The following is a 15,741-nucleotide window of genomic DNA, read 5'->3' on the forward strand; positions in this document are numbered from 1 at the left end:
CAGTAATCAAGAATCCATCTGGAGACACAGTAATGAAACAACGGACCCTCCCCGCTGCCTTCCTGCTTGCATTGAGCATCGCCTCCCTCGCCGGTTGCGCATCGCCCACTGTGATCACTCTGAACGATGGTCGTGAAATCCAGTCAGTCGATACTCCGAAGTACGATGACTCGGGCTTTTACGAGTTCAAACAGCTTGATGGCAAAGAAACCCGCATCAACAAGGATCAGGTACGTACCATCAAGGATCTGTAATCCGGATGTAACGTGACTGATTCGAAAAAACCCGCCGAGTGCGGGTTTTTTTGGCCTGCAATTTCAGCCTGTACGGCTTACCAGTCGAGTTTCAACAGGCTTTCGAACTGACGCTGTTCGCCATTGAGCGGGTCGACGAAGCGCAGGCGTTTGGCGAGCAGTTTCAGCGGTTGCCGATAGTCGTCCTGCGGGTCCTTTATCACGTCGGGATAGAAGGGATCATTACAGATCGCAGCGCCTAATGCTGCCATGTGCACGCGCAGTTGGTGCTTCTTGCCGGTCACCGGGTGCAGCCCGTAACGCCACAGTTGCTCCTGCCGCTCCAGCACTTCGATGTGCGTCTGCGTATTGCTGGCACCTGGCCCTTCCTGCATGCGAAAGAACGGCTCGCCTTCGACCAGACGGCTCTCGTGCAGACGCGGGAACTCCAAATCAGGCAGCGCCGGGGCAATTGCTTCGTAAAATTTGTCGATACGTCGCGTAGGAAACAACGTCTGATAAGCCGCGCGGGTCTGCCGATTGGCTGAAAACAGCACCAGCCCCGCCGTGTGCCGGTCAATGCGGTGCAGCGGCACCAGATCGGGATTGCCGAGGCGATGGATCAGACGACGCAGCAACGTCTGTTCGACATATTCGCCAGCCGGTGTTACAGGCAGAAAGTGTGGCTTGTCGGCAACTACCAAATGGTCGTCGGCATAGAGGATGGTTTCGAGCACCGGGATCGGCGTCTCATTGGGCACTTCGCGAAAGTAGTGGATTTTCAGCCCTTCCCGATACGCCAGGTCTGCTGTGATCGTCTTGCCATCGGCGTCCAGAACCCGTCCGCGTGCCATTCGGTCCAGCCACTGTTCGCGGCTGATGGCGGTAAATTTCGCACACAGGCAATCCAGCACCGTGGCCCATGAGCCTGGCGGCAGGTAGAGAGTGCTGGCTTGTTGCTGAGTGGCGCTGAAGGCGGAATCGGACATGCTGGGGCTCTGGCTCTTGAGTCTGAAGCGGCTGGACAAGGATTATCGCTGATTGGTGCGATCACCGCACAACATCGCTGTGTGGCGTTCGCTGGTCGACTGCGACACTATTAACCGTCTGGTACATTCTGTTCAACAACTGCCAGGATCGGGCAGCGCCACAAAAACAAGAGACGTATTTTATGACCCACGCTGAAAACACCTCCGTACTGGCCGGCCTGATCGGCACTGGCATTCAAGCATCGCGAACGCCCGCCATGCATGAGCACGAAGGCGATGCACAAGGCATGCGCTATCTGTATCGCCTGATCGATATCGACACGTTGCAGCTGGATATCAGCGCCCTGCCCCAGCTCGTCGACAGCGCTCAGCACTGTGGCTTTACCGGCCTGAATATCACTTTCCCCTGCAAGCAGGCGGTCATCCCTCTGCTGGACGAACTGTCCGACGAAGCGCGTGGCATCGGTGCAGTGAACACTGTGGTTTTCAAGGACGGCAAGCGTGTCGGCCACAACACCGATTGCCTGGGTTTTGCTGAAGGTTTCCAGCGCGGTCTGGAACACGCTGCACGCCAGCGGGTCGTGCAAATGGGTGCAGGTGGCGCGGGCGCTGCGGTGGCTCATGCACTGCTGACAGCGGGGGTCGAGCGCTTGACGGTCTTTGAAGTAGACCCGCAACGTGCGCAAGGGCTGGTAGACAACCTGAACGGTCATTTCGGGGCAGGACGTGCCCAGGTAGGCATCGACTTGCCTGCCGCAATGGCCGAGGCGGATGGGTTGGTGAATACCACGCCGGTCGGCATGGCCAAACTGCCCGGCACGCCATTGCCGGTGGAACTGCTGCGTGCCGAGCTATGGGTCGCGGAAATCATCTACTTCCCGCTTGAGACCGAGCTGCTCAGGCAGGCTCGAGCGCTGGGCTGTCGAACGCTGGATGGCAGTACGATGGCGGTGTTTCAGGCGGTCAAGGCCTTCGAGCTGTTCAGTGGCCAGTCAGCCGATGCCAGCCGCATGATGGCGCACTTCCATACACTGTAGGCCTCAGCGCTTGAGGTAACGCATTACAGCGTCGCAAATCATTGCCTTGTGACGCTGTTTGACCTCCTCGCTCCACAGCTCGATCTGGAAAATCTCGCTGAACGTGTGGCGGTTGGATATCCGGTAAAAGCAGAACGAACTGATCATCAAGTGCAGGTCTACCGGGTTAACCCCCTCGCGAAACAGACCACTGGCTTCACCGCGCCGCAGGATGCCGTCCAGTGCCTTGATGATGTTCTGGCTTTTGGCCTGGATAGAATCGGACTGCTTGACGTTCTCGCCGTAATGGATGTTTTCGATGCACACGATGCGCACGAAATCGACGTTGTTGTCATGGTGATCGAAGGTGAACTCAACCACACGCTGAATCGCCTCGACAGGCTCGAGTTCAGCAAGATTAAGCTGGCTCTCGGTATTGCGAATTGCGCCGTAGAGTTTTTCCAGCACCTCGACATACAGCTGCTCCTTGCTGCCGAAATAGTAATAGATCATCCGTTTCGAGGTTTTGGTGCGCTCGGCGATGGCATCGACGCGCGCACCGGTCAGTCCGTGGGCAACGAACTCGGCGACAGCGGCCTTGAGGATGTCTTCACGGGTTTTTTCCGGGTTGTTCTTGCGCCCCTTCGGCAAAACGGCGGCAGGCCCGATGGCGACGGCGGAGTCGATTGTTTTCATTATTGGCTCATGAACACGAGTAATGCGCGAAGTATGAAGCCCGTCGGCAAGCGAAGGAAGCTGCGAGCGACACACGCCACTCACAGCCTGTCTGGCAGCGCTTTTACAAACGCGCCTGACGCGCCGCAACATTGCGGGCTTTGGCCATGGCAGCCAGACGCACCGGCACATTGGCCGCGCCATAGCCGACGTAACCATTCTTGCGCTGCAGTATCTCGAAGAAGAAGCGCCCGTCAAACGCATCCGTGTAGACGTGGAACAGCTCGCCACCCTGCGCATCCCGGTCATACAGCACGTTGTAGTACGCCAGCTCGCTGAGAAACTCTTCGTCAAAATCGAAGCGCGCCGCCAGGTCATCGTAGTAGTTGAGCGGAATATCCAGCAATGGTACGCCAGCTTCCTTGGCGCGACTGACCTCGGCAAAGATGTCTTCGCAAGAGAACGCGATGTGATGCACGCCGGAGCCACGATAGCTCGACAGCGCGTGGGAAATAGCCGTGTTGCGGTTCTCGGAAATATTCAGCGGCAGGCGCACGGTGCTGCAACGGCTGCGCAAGGCGCGGCTTTTGACCAGTCCATAAGGGTCGGGCAGTACCACTTCATCGTCAGCCTCGAAATCCAGAATACTTTTGTAGAACAGGACCCAACTGTCGAGGCTGTCGGCTGGCAGCGCCATGGCCATATGATCGATACGCTGCAAACCGCCCTTGGCAACCGCCTTCGGATCAACGACGAAATCGTTGTCGTAGATAGAATCGCCGGGCAGCGCCTTGTCGACCAAGTAGATCAGGCTGCCATCCGGCGCACGCACCGAAGGGATCTCCCGTTCGTTGGGGCCGACCAGCCCGCGATAGGGCTGCCCCTTGAAGGCACGCGCGCGCTCGAGCGACTGATGACCATCATCGACCCGCAAAGCAGTGGCACACAGCGACGGCCCGTGGGACTCGAAAAAACTGTGGGCAAAGGAATAAGGTTCGGCATTCAGGACAATTTTGATATCCCCCTGCCCCAGCAAACTGACCGCCTTAGAGCGGTGCTGACCCAGTTTGGCGAAACCCAACCGCTGCAACCAGCCCGAGAGACGAGCACCGTGGGTTTCATCCACCGCGAACTCGAGAAACTCGACACCGTTGTAGGTGCTGGCAGGCGGCGGATTGAACAGAACCTCGGGAACCGCCTCCGGCTCGTCGCGCGCCAGTAACTGACGGGTTTTTTCTTCCAGATACAGCAGCGAGCGCAAACCGTCTGCCGCATTGGCGCGGGTTGGTGCGGCGCGGAAGCCGTCATTGAACACTTCCAGAGACAGCGGGCCGGTGTAGCCGCTGCGCAGGATCGGCGCGAGGAACCCGGCAAGGTCAAATTCGCCCTGCCCCGGAAAACAACGAAAATGACGGCTCCACTCCAGCACATCCATCGCCAGAATCGGCGCATCGGCCATCTGCACGAAGAAAATCTTGTCCCCCGAGATCTGCGCAATAGCGCTGGGGTCGCCCTTCAGCGACAAGGTGTGGAAGCTGTCGAGCAGCACGCCCAAGGCTGGATGATCGACCTGACGCACCAGGTTCCAGACCTGTTGCCAGGTATTCACATGCTTGCCCCAGGCCAGCGCTTCGTAGCCGATCCGCAAGTTGCGGGCACCGGCACGCTCGGCCAGCAGCCCAAGGTCGTCGAGAAGAATGTTTTCGTCGCCCACCGAATCGGCAGACGCATTGCTGCAGACCAGCACCAGATCGGTACCCAGCTCCTGCATCAGGTCAAATTTGCGCTCGGCACGATCCACGTTGCGCTGCAAACGATCGCGGCGGCAGCCTTCAAAATCGCGAAACGGCTGGAACAGGGTGGTGGCAATGCCCAGATCAGCGCATATCTGCCTGACGTTGCGTGGGCTGCCGTCGTAATACAACAGATCGTTTTCGAAAATCTCGACGCCGTCAAAGCCGGCTGCGGCGATGGCTTCGAGCTTTTCGGGCAGAGTACCGCTCAAGGATACGGTAGCAATTGAACGCTGCATGCTTTTCAGCTCCTGGGTGAACGCGACCTGATCGGGTCACGACTGGACTGCACCGCATCCCGGCCTTTCCCGGCCTTATTCAGAGGTGCGGATAAAGTATTTGCCTGTCAAAATCCTACAGCAACCTAAAGTGTACGAACTGGTTAGTTTTACGTTCGATTATCGAACAGAAGCCGTTTTAGTCAATTGACGCTGTACCGCGCAATGCTCAACATCAGCGTCACATTGCAGGATAGCCCCACAGCCAGACGTTTTGATTTTTCGCTTCATCAGCAGCAACCCATAACAATTCAAACAACAGGAACCTTGCTCATGCGCTCCCTCTTCGCCTCGCTTGAAAGCCCGCTCGCCCATCCGGCCACACGTCATGCCCGACGAACGCCTCCGGTCAATAATCCGGTCGCGGTTCGCTCCGCCTGAAACATTCCAAAGCACTTGCGCGGCTCAACCTGTAAATTGTCGGCCCGACGAATCGTTTCGCTGAAAGCCTGAACTTCAACCGGCTCGGCGAAACCCGGTTCTACGACGTCACTTTTACCTGCACAACGCCTGCATCGAGTGGACTTCTCAGTCCGACTGTTGCCAGCAGCACAGTCCTGGAACGGATGGTTAGATCATCATGCTCAATACCCAGACCAACCCTGTCGCCCAGGCCGCCCGTGCCGGGATGGGTGAAAAGATTCGCGGCGCACTCGCCGTGGGCAAGACCCGCTGGGGCATGCTTGCCCTGGTCTTTTTTGCCACCACGCTGAACTACATCGACCGGGCAGCGCTCGGGGTCATGCAGCCCATCCTGGCCAAGGAAATGAGCTGGACGGCGATGGACTACGCCAACATCAACTTCTGGTTCCAGGTCGGCTATGCAGTCGGCTTCGTACTGCAAGGTCGCTTCATCGACAAAGTCGGCGTCAAGCGCGCTTTCTTCCTGGCAGTGCTGCTGTGGAGCCTGGCAACCGGCGCGCACGGCCTGGCGACTTCCGCAGTTGGCTTCATGGTCTGCCGTTTCATTCTGGGCCTGACCGAGGCCGCCAACTACCCGGCGTGCGTGAAGACCACACGCCTGTGGTTCCCTGCCGGTGAGCGCGCCGTCGCGACCGGCATCTTCAACGCCGGCACCAACGTCGGCGCCATGCTGACTCCTGCCTTGCTGCCGCTGATTCTGACGGTATGGGGCTGGCAGGCAGCGTTCGTGGCGATGGGTTCGCTGGGGCTTGTCTGGGTGATCATGTGGCGCCTGAAGTACTACAACCCTGAAGAGCATCCAACGGTCAGCAAAAGCGAACTGGATTACATCAATCAGGAAGTCGAGCCAGAGCCGGTCAAGGTGCCCTTCTCAGGCATCCTGAAGATGCGCGGCACCTGGGCGTTCGCTCTGGCGTACGCGATTACTGCGCCGGTATTCTGGTTCTACCTGTACTGGCTGCCGCCGTTTCTGAATCAGCAGTACAACCTGGGGATCAGCGTGACGCAGATGGGTATCCCGTTGATCCTGATCTGGCTGACCGCTGACTTCGGCAGTGTAGGTGGTGGCATTCTGTCGTCCTGGCTGATCGGGCGTGGCATGCGGGCAACCAAGGCACGGCTGGTGTCGATGCTGGTGTTCGCTATCACGATCTGCAGCGTGGTGTTCGCTGCCAACGCGAGCGGCCTGTGGGTAGCGGTGCTGGCGATTTCCCTGGCCGTCGGCGCGCATCAGGCATGGACTGCGAACATCTGGAGCCTGGTGATGGACTACACGCCCAAGCACATGATGAGCACAGTGTTCGGCTTCGGCGGCATGTGTGCGGCCATTGGCGGCATGTTCATGACTCAGATCGTCGGTGCCGTGCTGACGGCAACCAACAATAATTACAACGTGCTGTTCACGATGATCCCGGCGATGTATTTCATCGCGCTGCTCTGGCTGTACTTCATGGCCCCCCGCAAGGTTCCGACGCTCAGCGAGTAATCGCCTGACACCATCAAAAAGCCCTGCTCACATGGCTATGGCCCCCACGCTCCGCGTGGGGATGCATTTCGTGACGCTCTGCGTCATACAGCGCTGCGACGTCAGTGAAATTTTTTTAGGTCTCAGGTTAGCTTTTTTGATCGGCGATGGCACTGACGACGCAGAGTGCGACGTTAGTGACGGCTGAGTCCTGGCGCTGATCCGGGGGTAACTCGGCAGGACGCCGAGTTAGCCGCACCGGGCCATGGATGGCCCGTTGCGGCGACCCCCGGATCAGTGTCAGGGCGAAGGAACCCGACGAAGTCGGGCCGGAAACAGGAGCGAAAGGCTTTGGTTACTTTGGCCTCATCAAAGTAACTCGCCGAGGGGCGAAAAGGTGACCTGAGCCAGTCACACATCCAACTCTTATCGCAGAACCGCTATTAAACGCGGAGATCGTCACAAATCGTATGCGAACGCGGAAGATTGCCATAGGCGTCGATCAAGGTTTAGTACCAGAACTCACCCGCCCTTACGCCGCTGTTGCCATGCCGCCGCCAGTCCGCTCAGACAGATAATGGCGATGCCGGCCTGCGCGGTCGGGGATGGCGTATGGTCGAAGACCAGATAACCCAGCAGCCCTGCAAAGACAATCTGGCAGTAACTGAACGGCGCAAGCATGGCCGGGGCGGCGAAGCGGAACGCCTGAGTCAGCAACAAGTGGGCAGACATGCCGCATGCGCCCAGCGCCAGCAGAAACGGCAAGTGCTTGAGTGCTGGCACTTCCCAGAAGAATGGCACCAGCGCGCTCATCAATAGCGTATTGAACAGCCCGGCGAAAAAATTGCTGGTGGTCGGACTGTCAAATGGGCTCACCAGCCGCGTCAGGAGTTGATACAGCGCAAAACACAAGGCCGACGACAGCGGCAGCAGAATCGCCAGCGTGAACAGTTCACCGCCCGGATGAATGATGATCATCACCCCGACAAACCCCACGACCACCGCTATCCACTGCCCGCGCGTCACTCGTTCATGCAGCAGCGGCACTGACAATGCCGTCACCAGCAGCGGCGCGAGGAAGTTGACCGCCGTCGCCTCTGCCTGGGGGATGAACATCAGACTGCTGGTAAACAACAGGCTGGTGCCCAACAGCGCAAGCGCCCGCAAAGCTTGCATCCCGGGCCGTTTGGTGCGCAGAACACGGAACCCTGCCGACGGCATGAAGATGCAGGCCATGAGCAATGTGTGGACCAGATATCGCGCCCAGACCACAAGAATGATCGGGTAAAAACCGGACAGGTATTTGGACAGCGTGTCGTGACTGGCAAACAGAAAAGTCGCCAGAAGAATGAAGCCGATCCCTTTCAGAGGTCGATTGACGCCGGATAACGGCGTACTGGCAATGCTCATTGCACTTCCTTGTTCAAAGTGTGTAGCAGCCTGCCCTGACGCGGGAGGCAACGTAATACGCTGCATGTATCATGCAAATCAGGAAGCATCGCACATACCGCTGCAACGTCTTGAACAAAATGTTCCAACTGGTTCATTACCGTTCGATTATCGCCCTGAACAGCACTTTTACAATTGCGGCCAACACCCGGGCCTTTCACTATCATGACCAGCTACAACGACTCGATAACTACAAAAAAGGTCTGTTCCATGCGCTCGAATCCCTCCTGCAAAATCGTTTGCGGCTTTTCTGCGGCCATCGCTGCGGCCCTCTCCCCGATGACCAGCCATGCTGCCGGGTTTGTCGAGGACGCCAAGGTCAATCTGAACCTACGCAACTTCTACATCAACCGCAACTTCGTGGACCCGGCCAATTCGCAGAACTACGCCGAGGAATGGACGCAGAATTTCATTTTCGACGCCCGTTCAGGTTTTACTCAGGGCACAGTCGGTTTTGGCGTAGACGCACTGGGGCTGTACTCGCTCAAACTCGATGGTGGCAAAGGCACGGGGGGCACCCAATTGTTGCCGATACACAGCGACGGGCGTCCGGCCGATGATTTTGGAAGGCTGGCGGTCGCAGGCAAGGCGCGCTTCTCGAAAACCGAACTCAAGGTCGGCGAGTGGATGCCCGTGCTGCCCATCCTGCGCTCCGACGACGGTCGGTCGCTGCCACAAACCTTTCAGGGCGGTCAGATAACCTCCAAGGAGATCGACAACCTCACACTGTACGGCGGGCAGTTTCGTGGCAACAGCCCACGCAATGACGCCAGCATGGAAGACATGTCCATGAACGGTCGCACAGGCTTTACCTCTGACCGTTTCAACTTCGCTGGCGGCGAATACGTATTCAACGAAAAGCGTACCCAGGTCGGAGTGTGGTACGCCGAACTTGAAGACATCTACCATCAGCAATACGTCAACCTGTTGCACAGTCAGCCTCTGGGCAGCTGGACGCTGGGCGCCAACCTCGGCTACTTCCAGGGCAAGGACGATGGTCGGTCACTGGCTGGCGATCTGGATAACAAGACCTGGTCCGCCCTGCTCTCTGCGAAACACGGCGGCAACACATTCTACGTTGGCCTGCAGAAAGTCAGTGGCGACAGCGCGTGGATGCGTGTCAATGGCACCAGCGGCGGCACGCTGGCCAACGACAGTTACAATTCAAGCTTCGATAACGCCCGGGAAAAATCCTGGCAACTGCGTCACGACTATGACTTTGCGGCGCTCGGCACGCCCGGTTTGACCCTGATGAACCGCTACATCAGCGGCGAGAACGTCCATACAGGTGCCATCACCGATGGCGAAGAGTGGGCGCGGGAGACCGAGCTGGCTTATGTGTTGCAGAGCGGCACGTTCAAGAACCTGACGCTCAAATGGCGCAACTCGACCATGCGCCGTGACTACAACACCAATCAGTTCGACGAGAACCGCGTCATTGTCAGTTACCCACTGTCGTTACTCTGATCGGAAAAATACTGCCGCAGTGCGCGATGCTGCGGCGGCGTTTTTCACAAGGCCACTATGAGCCTTCGCAAAACGACTCCACACCCATCTCGTCCCAGACCGCCTCGGCCAGGTGAAACGTCGCGTTGGCTGCCGGAATGCCGCAATAGATAGCGCTCTGCATCAGCACTTCCTTGATCTCTTCACGGGTCACACCGTTGTTTTTTGCAGCTTTCAGGTGCAGGCGCAATTCACCCTCACGGTTCATGCCAATCAGCATGGCGATGGTGATCAGGCTGCGCGTGTGCCGGGGCAAGCCCGGGCGCGTCCAGATATCTCCCCACGCATGGCGGGTGATCATTTCCTGAAACTCTTCGTTGAACGGCGTCAGTTTGCTGAGGCTGTTATCAACGTGCGCGTCACCCAGCACCGCGCGGCGCACCTGCATGCCAGCTTCGTAACGTTCGTCTTCGGTCATCGGGAAATCCTTGTGTGTTCGGCCACGGCACGTTCGACCCACTGTCGGGCCTGGCCAAGGTAGTGGGCCGGATCAAGCAGGCGATCCAGCTCGTCGGAAGAAAGGTGCTCGCTGACCTGGGGGTTTTCGCCGAGCACCTGACGCAGGTGCGCGCCTTGCTCTACTGCACGGCGACAGCACTGTTCGATCAGATGATGGGCAGCGTCACGGCCTATGCGCTGCGCCAGCGCAATGCTTGCCGCTTCGGCCAGCACCAGGCCCCGGGTAGACTCCAGGTTGATGCGCATGCGCTCGGCGTCGACCTGCAGGCCGGGTATCACCTGCAACGCCTGTTGCAACGAGCCTGACACCAGGCAGCAGAGCTCAGGAAGGGTTTCCCATTCGGCATGCCACAAACCCAGGCTGCGCTCGTGTTCTTGCGGCATGGCGGCCAGCATCGTCGCAACCAGCCCCGGCGCGCGCGTCGCTGCGCCGATCATCACTGCGGCGCCGACCGGGTTGCGCTTGTGCGGCATGGTTGATGAGCCGCCTTTACCCGGTGCCGAAGGTTCGAAGACTTCGCCCACTTCAGTCTGCATCAACAGGCTGACGTCACGCCCAAGCTTGCCAAGGCTGCCGGCGATCATCCCCAGCAGGCAGGCAAACTCCGCCAGACGATCGCGCTGGGTGTGCCAGGGTTGCTCGGGCAGTTCCAGTTGCAGCTCGCTCGCCAGCGCCTGCGCAACCGGAAGCGCCTGATCACCCAGCGCGGCAAGGCTGCCGGAAGCACCACCGAATTGCAGGCACAACAGGCGCGGTCTGATCTCGTTCAGGCGCTGCCGATGGCGGGTGACGGCGCCCAGCCAGCCGGCAATTTTCATCCCCAGCGTGACAGGTGTGGCTTGCTGTAACCAGGTACGTCCGGCCAGCGGCGTGCTTGCATAGCGCTGCGCCTGCTCGGCCAACACCTCGGCCAGCTGGGTCAGATCGCGTTCGAGCAAAATGATCGCCTGACGCAGTTGCAGCACCAACCCGCTGTCCATGACGTCCTGACTGGTCGCCCCCATATGAACATAGCGCTCGGCTTGCGGGCTGTTTGCGGCAATCTGCCTGCCCAGCGCCTTGACCAGTGGAATCGCCGAGTTGCCGGCACTGCCAATGGCAATGGCCAGCTCATCGAAGTCGAACAGATCCGCATGACAGCTCTGCTCGATATCCGCCACCACGCTGGCCGGAATGACGCCTGTCCGTGCTTGCGCGCGGGCCAGGGCGGCCTCGAAATCGAGCATGCCCTGAACGCGACCTCGATCGCAGAAAACCTCGCGCATGTCAGCCTGAGTGAAATAGGCATCGAAAAGTTGGTTAGCCGGTCTGTTCACATCATCGCTCCGGATTGAAAGGTTTCAGGTGGCGTCGGAATGACTGACCCAGCCCTTGATCAGGATTGCTATGGCAGCCAAGGCCGCAGGAACTACAAGCGCCGTGAGCACCTGCTCGAAACTCCAGCCCAGCCCCAACAAGGTGGCGCCGGCCCAGGCACCGAGAATCGCACCGAAGCGACCGATCCCGAGCATCCACGACACGCCGGTGGCACGCCCCTGAGTAGGGTAAAAGCGCGCCGCCAGCGATGGCATGGCCGACTGCGCGCCATTGATGCACATGCCCGCCACCAGAACCAGCGTGGCCAGCACCGCGACATTACCCAGACTTTGACCGACCAGGTACGCAAACACTCCTGCCAGCGCGTAGGCGACGCCGATGACCTTGTGCGGGTTGTAACGGTCCATCGCCCAGCCGACACCCACCGCACTCAAGACGCCGCCAAACTGGAACAACGCGCCGATGAACGCCGACTGTTCCATGCTCGCGCCGCTGTCACGCATCAGGGTCGGCAGCCAGCTGGTCAGCAGATAAACGATCACCAGGCCCATGAAATAGGTCAGCCACAGCAGCAGTGTGCCTGCGCTATAGCTGCCCGAAAAGATCACTTTCAGGACATTGCGGCTGCTGACGGTTTTTTGCTCGGGAACACTGAACGCGGTGATACCGGTCAGTGCCTTTGGTGCGATAGGTGCAAGCACCTTGCGAATCCGTTCGGCACCACGATTGCGGACCACCAGAAAACGCGCCGACTCCGGTAGCCAGACCATCAGCACTACCGACAGTATCAGCGGCAGGATGCCGCCCAGCATCAGCAGGCTGTGCCAGCCCATGCGGGGGATCAAACTGGCCGATACGAAACCGCCGCAGGCCATGCCCAAATTAAAGCCGCAGAACATACTGGTGACCAGCAGCGATTTGAGCCGCTCCGGGGTGTACTCGGACAGCAGCGTGGTGGCGTTGGGCATCGCTGCGCCAAGCCCCAGCCCGGTCAGCAGGCGCAAAATCAACAGTTGATCGATGTTGCTGCTATACGCCGACGCCAGACTGAAAATGCCGAACAGAAACACCGCAACCACCAGCACCACTTTGCGCCCGAACCGGTCAGCCAGCGGGCCGGAACCTAACGCGCCGAAGACCATGCCGATCAGCGCGGCGCTCATCACCGGGCCGAGGCTGGCCCGGTCGATCCCCCAATCCTGGCTGAGTGCTGGAGCGATGAAGCCCATCGCAGCGGTATCCAGACCATCGAGAAACACGATCAGAAAGCACAGGACGACCACTCGCCACTGATAACCCGACAGCGGTTGCGCATTAATGAAAGCCTGTACATCAAGGGTGCCTGTCACAGGCCCACTGGCAGAAAGCGTCATGGAAGTGTCCTTTTATTTTTATAAGGTCGCCTGCCGATGCAGGCGCCGTGAAACACAAGCACATCGCTTCAGAAATCGAAAAATACCGTCTCGCCCTCGCCTTGCACGCGAATATCAAAGCGATAAGCGGTCTGGCCGTCATGGGTGCAGCGCCGCGCGATCAATGTTTCGCGACGGGGCGGCTGCTCGATCAGGTTCAGCACCGGGTCCTGCGCATTGGCCTGCGCCTCATCGTCGAAATACACCCGCGTCTGCAGATGAATATTGATGCCGCGAGCGAACAGCGAGACGTTGATATGGGCAGCCATCGGCACGCCCGCCGCATTGCACGCAGAACCCGGCTTGATAGTCTTCAGAAGCCATTGGCCGTCGTCGGTGGTCGCGGTGCGGCCAAAGCCATTGAAAGGCCGGTCCGGATGGAATTCGTTGTGATACAGCCCCTCATGGTCGGCCTGCCAGAACTCAAGGTACGCATCACGGATCAGATGACCATTGCCGTCGAAGACATTGCCCAGCAGCACGATGTGTTCGCCTGGCGCGTCGGGCCTGGCCATTTCGTTCCAGATTTCCAGCTCGCGGGTCGGGTTGCCGGCCACTTGCGGGGCCAGACCGATATGGACGTAAGGCCCTGCGGTTTGCGAGGGGGTTTCCTGCAGCAGTTGAACGGGCATGTCGGGCCTCCTCAGCAGTTTTCGAAGTGAGTCTTGCGCTGGCCGCGCAGAACGATATCAAAGCGGTACGCCAGGCAATCCATCGGGTTGCCCATCGCCAGATCAAGTCGGGCAATCAGGCTTTGCACCGCCTCAGGGTTGGCAATGGCCTTGACGATCGGGCAGATCGGAATCAACGGATCGCCTTCGAAATACAACTGAGTGATCAGCCGTGTGGCAATCGACGGCCCACTGATCGACACATGAACATGCGCCGGCCGCCAGTCATTAGGACCGTTGCGCCATGGGTACGGACCAGGCTTGACGGTGCGAAAGCTGTAGTTGCCTTCGCTGTCGGTCAGTGCACGTCCCACACCACCGAAATTGGGGTCTATGGGCGCCAGATAGGCGTCACGTTTATGGCGATAGCGACCGCCAGCATTGGCCTGCCAGATCTCCACCAACGTGTGGGGGACCGGCTTGCCGTACTGATCGCAGACACGGCCAGCAATCAGAATACGCTCGCCGATGGGCAGGCCACCATTGTCGAAATTGAGCAGCAGGTCGTTGTCGTGCCGGCCGAACTGCAAATGCGAGAAATCCGGCCCGGAGGTCTCGGAAATGGATTGTGGAATGCTGACCAGCGCCTGACGCGGCGATCGCAGGATCGACGTCTTGTAATCCGGAGTCAGGGCTTTAGGGTGCCAGTTTCGGTCACGTATGACGAAGCGGCTATTGTCCGCAGCAGACATGGCGTTCTCCTTGTTTTTCTTATAGGCGCGCAAGCGTGGGTCGCTCGCGCTGCAGGCTGTCAGGAAGTGTCACCTGATCCATGCTTATAGAGAACTGAAATAAAGCCCATCATCCATAACCAAATGGTTATGCATACTGCCCCGCTCGATAAGTCTCGCCAACGGCGCGCAGTTCATCCACGCACCACTGCGCTGCGCGGGTCAGGGGCAGCGCCGGATTACTGCACAACCCCACGGAACCGCCCGGCTCGCGGATGCCCATGTCCAGCTCCACCAGGGTGCCGCCTTTCAACTCCAGCGACACCGCATCGAGCGGCGCTATCCAGATCGCATTACTGCACTGTACATAGCGACGGCTCAGGGTTAGCGACAGGGTTTCCAGGCGTTGACGCGGCATACGGATGCCGCACTGCACGAACAGGCTGTCGGCAAATTTGCGAATGGTGGTGCCTGCCAACGGCAGTACCAGCGGGAACTGTTCCAGACTTTCAGGCTTGAGAGACGCAGCCAACAGCGGATGGTCGTTGCGTACCACCAGCGTCATCGATTCGTTATACAAATGCTCGAATGTCAGCCCTTGAATCTGCGGGCTGTCGGTCATGCGCCCAACCACAAGGTCCAGCTCCCCGACCCTCAATTGCGACAGCAGATAGGCGCTCGGGCCGGTCATCACGCTGATGATCAATGCCGGATGGCGTTCATGCAGGCGATTGACCACTTCCGGCACCAACAGACTTTCGGCAGTGGACAATACGCCCAGCCGCACGGTCACCGTTTCGTGCTCGCCGGAACGCAGGCTGCTGACGCCGTCACGCATAGCCTGAACGCTTGGGCCGGCAAAGCGCATGAACGCAACACCTGCCTCGGTCAGCGCAGCACCGCTTTTGCTGCGCACAAACAGCGAGGTCGCAAGAAGGGTTTCCAGCTCCTTGAGGCTCTTGGACAATGCCGGCTGACTGATCGCCAGCGCATCGGATGCGCGCGCCAGACTGCCCTGGCGAGCAACTTCGAGAAAACAGACCAGGTGGCGAAACTTGATACGGGTATCGATATTCAATGCGCGTCGGGCCTGAAAATAAAATAATGAAGAGTCTAACGGCTGAGAAACGAAACAACCTGCGGCGCCTCGAAAGGCCATTCCAGCTCTTCGCCCGTGTCAGTGCGGCGCAGTATGGGGACGCGTAGTTCATAACGTTCGAACAGCCGCTCATCCTCGCCGATGTCTATCAGTTCAACCATCAAGCCATGTTCTATGGCAAGCGGTTGCAACACCGCCTCGGCAGCCTCGCAAAACGGGCATCCCAAGGTACTGAACAGCTGACATTCGGGTGGCATGTAATGGATCCTCGGCGATTACGTGTT

The 15,741-nt window shown here is 59.0% G+C and carries 15 protein-coding genes; 4 read left to right on the top strand and 11 right to left on the bottom strand.

Going from position 1 to position 15,741, the window contains the following annotated elements:
- The first annotated feature begins 32 nt into the window (after positions 1-32).
- Entirely contained in the window at positions 33-254 is a 222-nt protein-coding gene (locus I9H09_RS14875; protein ID WP_005893516.1) for a YgdI/YgdR family lipoprotein, read from the top strand.
- A gap of 77 nt (positions 255-331) precedes the next feature.
- Here the strand turns inward: I9H09_RS14875 and I9H09_RS14880 are convergent, their stop codons facing one another.
- Positions 332-1,222 carry a pseudouridine synthase gene (locus I9H09_RS14880; protein WP_122313432.1) on the bottom strand — a complete coding sequence of 297 codons (891 nt, stop codon included), beginning with the start codon at positions 1,220-1,222 and terminating at the stop codon, positions 332-334.
- A gap of 182 nt (positions 1,223-1,404) precedes the next feature.
- Here I9H09_RS14880 and I9H09_RS14885 point away from each other — a divergent pair, with 182 nt between their 5' ends.
- Positions 1,405-2,259: a shikimate dehydrogenase gene (locus I9H09_RS14885; protein WP_054998182.1), complete on the top strand. Its 855-nt coding sequence runs from the start codon at positions 1,405-1,407 to the stop codon at positions 2,257-2,259.
- Positions 2,260-2,262: 3 nt separating this feature from the next.
- Here the strand turns inward: I9H09_RS14885 and I9H09_RS14890 are convergent, their stop codons facing one another.
- Complete coding sequence (locus I9H09_RS14890) at positions 2,263-2,934, bottom strand: TetR/AcrR family transcriptional regulator (RefSeq protein ID WP_024690510.1); 672 nt, start codon at positions 2,932-2,934, stop codon at positions 2,263-2,265.
- 103 nt (positions 2,935-3,037) lie between these two features.
- The gene (quiC, locus tag I9H09_RS14895) at positions 3,038-4,945 is read right to left on the bottom strand and encodes a 3-dehydroshikimate dehydratase QuiC (protein ID WP_122347169.1); all 1,908 of its coding nucleotides are present in this window, start codon (positions 4,943-4,945) and stop codon (positions 3,038-3,040) included.
- Between the two features lie 619 nt (positions 4,946-5,564).
- Between quiC and I9H09_RS14900 the strand changes: the two genes are divergently transcribed.
- Positions 5,565-6,893 (top strand): MFS transporter, encoded by a 1,329-nt coding sequence (locus I9H09_RS14900; RefSeq protein WP_054991252.1) that lies wholly within the window; start codon positions 5,565-5,567, stop codon positions 6,891-6,893.
- 501 nt (positions 6,894-7,394) lie between these two features.
- Here the strand turns inward: I9H09_RS14900 and I9H09_RS14905 are convergent.
- Positions 7,395-8,282: a DMT family transporter gene (locus tag I9H09_RS14905; protein ID WP_005893533.1), complete on the bottom strand. Its 888-nt coding sequence runs from the start codon at positions 8,280-8,282 to the stop codon at positions 7,395-7,397.
- Positions 8,283-8,531: 249 nt separating this feature from the next.
- On the opposite strand from I9H09_RS14905, the gene I9H09_RS14910 reads away from it, so the two are divergent.
- Complete coding sequence (locus tag I9H09_RS14910) at positions 8,532-9,788, top strand: OprD family porin (protein WP_024669826.1); 1,257 nt, start codon at positions 8,532-8,534, stop codon at positions 9,786-9,788.
- Positions 9,789-9,843: 55 nt separating this feature from the next.
- Here I9H09_RS14910 and pcaC read toward each other — a convergent pair whose 3' ends face one another.
- From pcaC to I9H09_RS14945, 7 genes are all read right to left on the bottom strand, one after another.
- Positions 9,844-10,245 carry a 4-carboxymuconolactone decarboxylase gene (pcaC, locus tag I9H09_RS14915; protein WP_024690513.1) on the bottom strand — a complete coding sequence of 134 codons (402 nt, stop codon included), beginning with the start codon at positions 10,243-10,245 and terminating at the stop codon, positions 9,844-9,846.
- A complete protein-coding gene (locus tag I9H09_RS14920) occupies positions 10,242-11,603 on the bottom strand; it encodes a 3-carboxy-cis,cis-muconate cycloisomerase (protein ID WP_055003796.1) in 1,362 nt (453 codons plus the stop codon). The genes pcaC and I9H09_RS14920 overlap by 4 nt, the downstream gene beginning before the upstream one ends.
- A gap of 24 nt (positions 11,604-11,627) precedes the next feature.
- Entirely contained in the window at positions 11,628-12,977 is a 1,350-nt protein-coding gene (pcaK, locus tag I9H09_RS14925) for a 4-hydroxybenzoate transporter PcaK (RefSeq protein WP_024690515.1), read from the bottom strand.
- 68 nt (positions 12,978-13,045) lie between these two features.
- Positions 13,046-13,648 (bottom strand): protocatechuate 3,4-dioxygenase subunit alpha, encoded by a 603-nt coding sequence (gene pcaG, locus I9H09_RS14930; RefSeq protein ID WP_024669822.1) that lies wholly within the window; start codon positions 13,646-13,648, stop codon positions 13,046-13,048.
- An 11-nt stretch (positions 13,649-13,659) separates the two neighbouring features.
- A complete protein-coding gene (gene pcaH / locus I9H09_RS14935; RefSeq protein ID WP_053932231.1) occupies positions 13,660-14,379 on the bottom strand; it encodes a protocatechuate 3,4-dioxygenase subunit beta in 720 nt (239 codons plus the stop codon).
- Between the two features lie 127 nt (positions 14,380-14,506).
- Positions 14,507-15,436 carry a pca operon transcription factor PcaQ gene (gene pcaQ / locus I9H09_RS14940; RefSeq protein WP_053480121.1) on the bottom strand — a complete coding sequence of 310 codons (930 nt, stop codon included), beginning with the start codon at positions 15,434-15,436 and terminating at the stop codon, positions 14,507-14,509.
- A 35-nt stretch (positions 15,437-15,471) separates the two neighbouring features.
- On the bottom strand, positions 15,472-15,714 hold the full coding sequence (locus tag I9H09_RS14945) for a glutaredoxin family protein (protein ID WP_005893544.1): 243 nt from the start codon (positions 15,712-15,714) through the stop codon (positions 15,472-15,474).
- Positions 15,715-15,741: the final 27 nt, after the last annotated feature.

Origin of the sequence: Pseudomonas tremae (assembly GCF_023278125.1) — a bacterium.
Taxonomy (GTDB): Bacteria; Pseudomonadota; Gammaproteobacteria; order Pseudomonadales; family Pseudomonadaceae; genus Aquipseudomonas; species Aquipseudomonas tremae.

Coding starts and splice junctions, on each gene's coding strand:
- I9H09_RS14875 (WP_005893516.1), top strand. CDS start 33: ATGAAACAACGGACCCTCCCCGCTGCCTTCCTGCTTGCATTGAGCATC.
- I9H09_RS14880 (WP_122313432.1), bottom strand. CDS start 1,222: ATGTCCGATTCCGCCTTCAGCGCCACTCAGCAACAAGCCAGCACTCTC.
- I9H09_RS14885 (WP_054998182.1), top strand. CDS start 1,405: ATGACCCACGCTGAAAACACCTCCGTACTGGCCGGCCTGATCGGCACT.
- I9H09_RS14890 (WP_024690510.1), bottom strand. CDS start 2,934: ATGAAAACAATCGACTCCGCCGTCGCCATCGGGCCTGCCGCCGTTTTG.
- quiC (WP_122347169.1), bottom strand. CDS start 4,945: ATGCAGCGTTCAATTGCTACCGTATCCTTGAGCGGTACTCTGCCCGAA.
- I9H09_RS14900 (WP_054991252.1), top strand. CDS start 5,565: ATGCTCAATACCCAGACCAACCCTGTCGCCCAGGCCGCCCGTGCCGGG.
- I9H09_RS14905 (WP_005893533.1), bottom strand. CDS start 8,282: ATGAGCATTGCCAGTACGCCGTTATCCGGCGTCAATCGACCTCTGAAA.
- I9H09_RS14910 (WP_024669826.1), top strand. CDS start 8,532: ATGCGCTCGAATCCCTCCTGCAAAATCGTTTGCGGCTTTTCTGCGGCC.
- pcaC (WP_024690513.1), bottom strand. CDS start 10,245: ATGACCGAAGACGAACGTTACGAAGCTGGCATGCAGGTGCGCCGCGCG.
- pcaK (WP_024690515.1), bottom strand. CDS start 12,977: ATGACGCTTTCTGCCAGTGGGCCTGTGACAGGCACCCTTGATGTACAG.
- pcaG (WP_024669822.1), bottom strand. CDS start 13,648: ATGCCCGTTCAACTGCTGCAGGAAACCCCCTCGCAAACCGCAGGGCCT.
- pcaH (WP_053932231.1), bottom strand. CDS start 14,379: ATGTCTGCTGCGGACAATAGCCGCTTCGTCATACGTGACCGAAACTGG.
- I9H09_RS14945 (WP_005893544.1), bottom strand. CDS start 15,714: ATGCCACCCGAATGTCAGCTGTTCAGTACCTTGGGATGCCCGTTTTGC.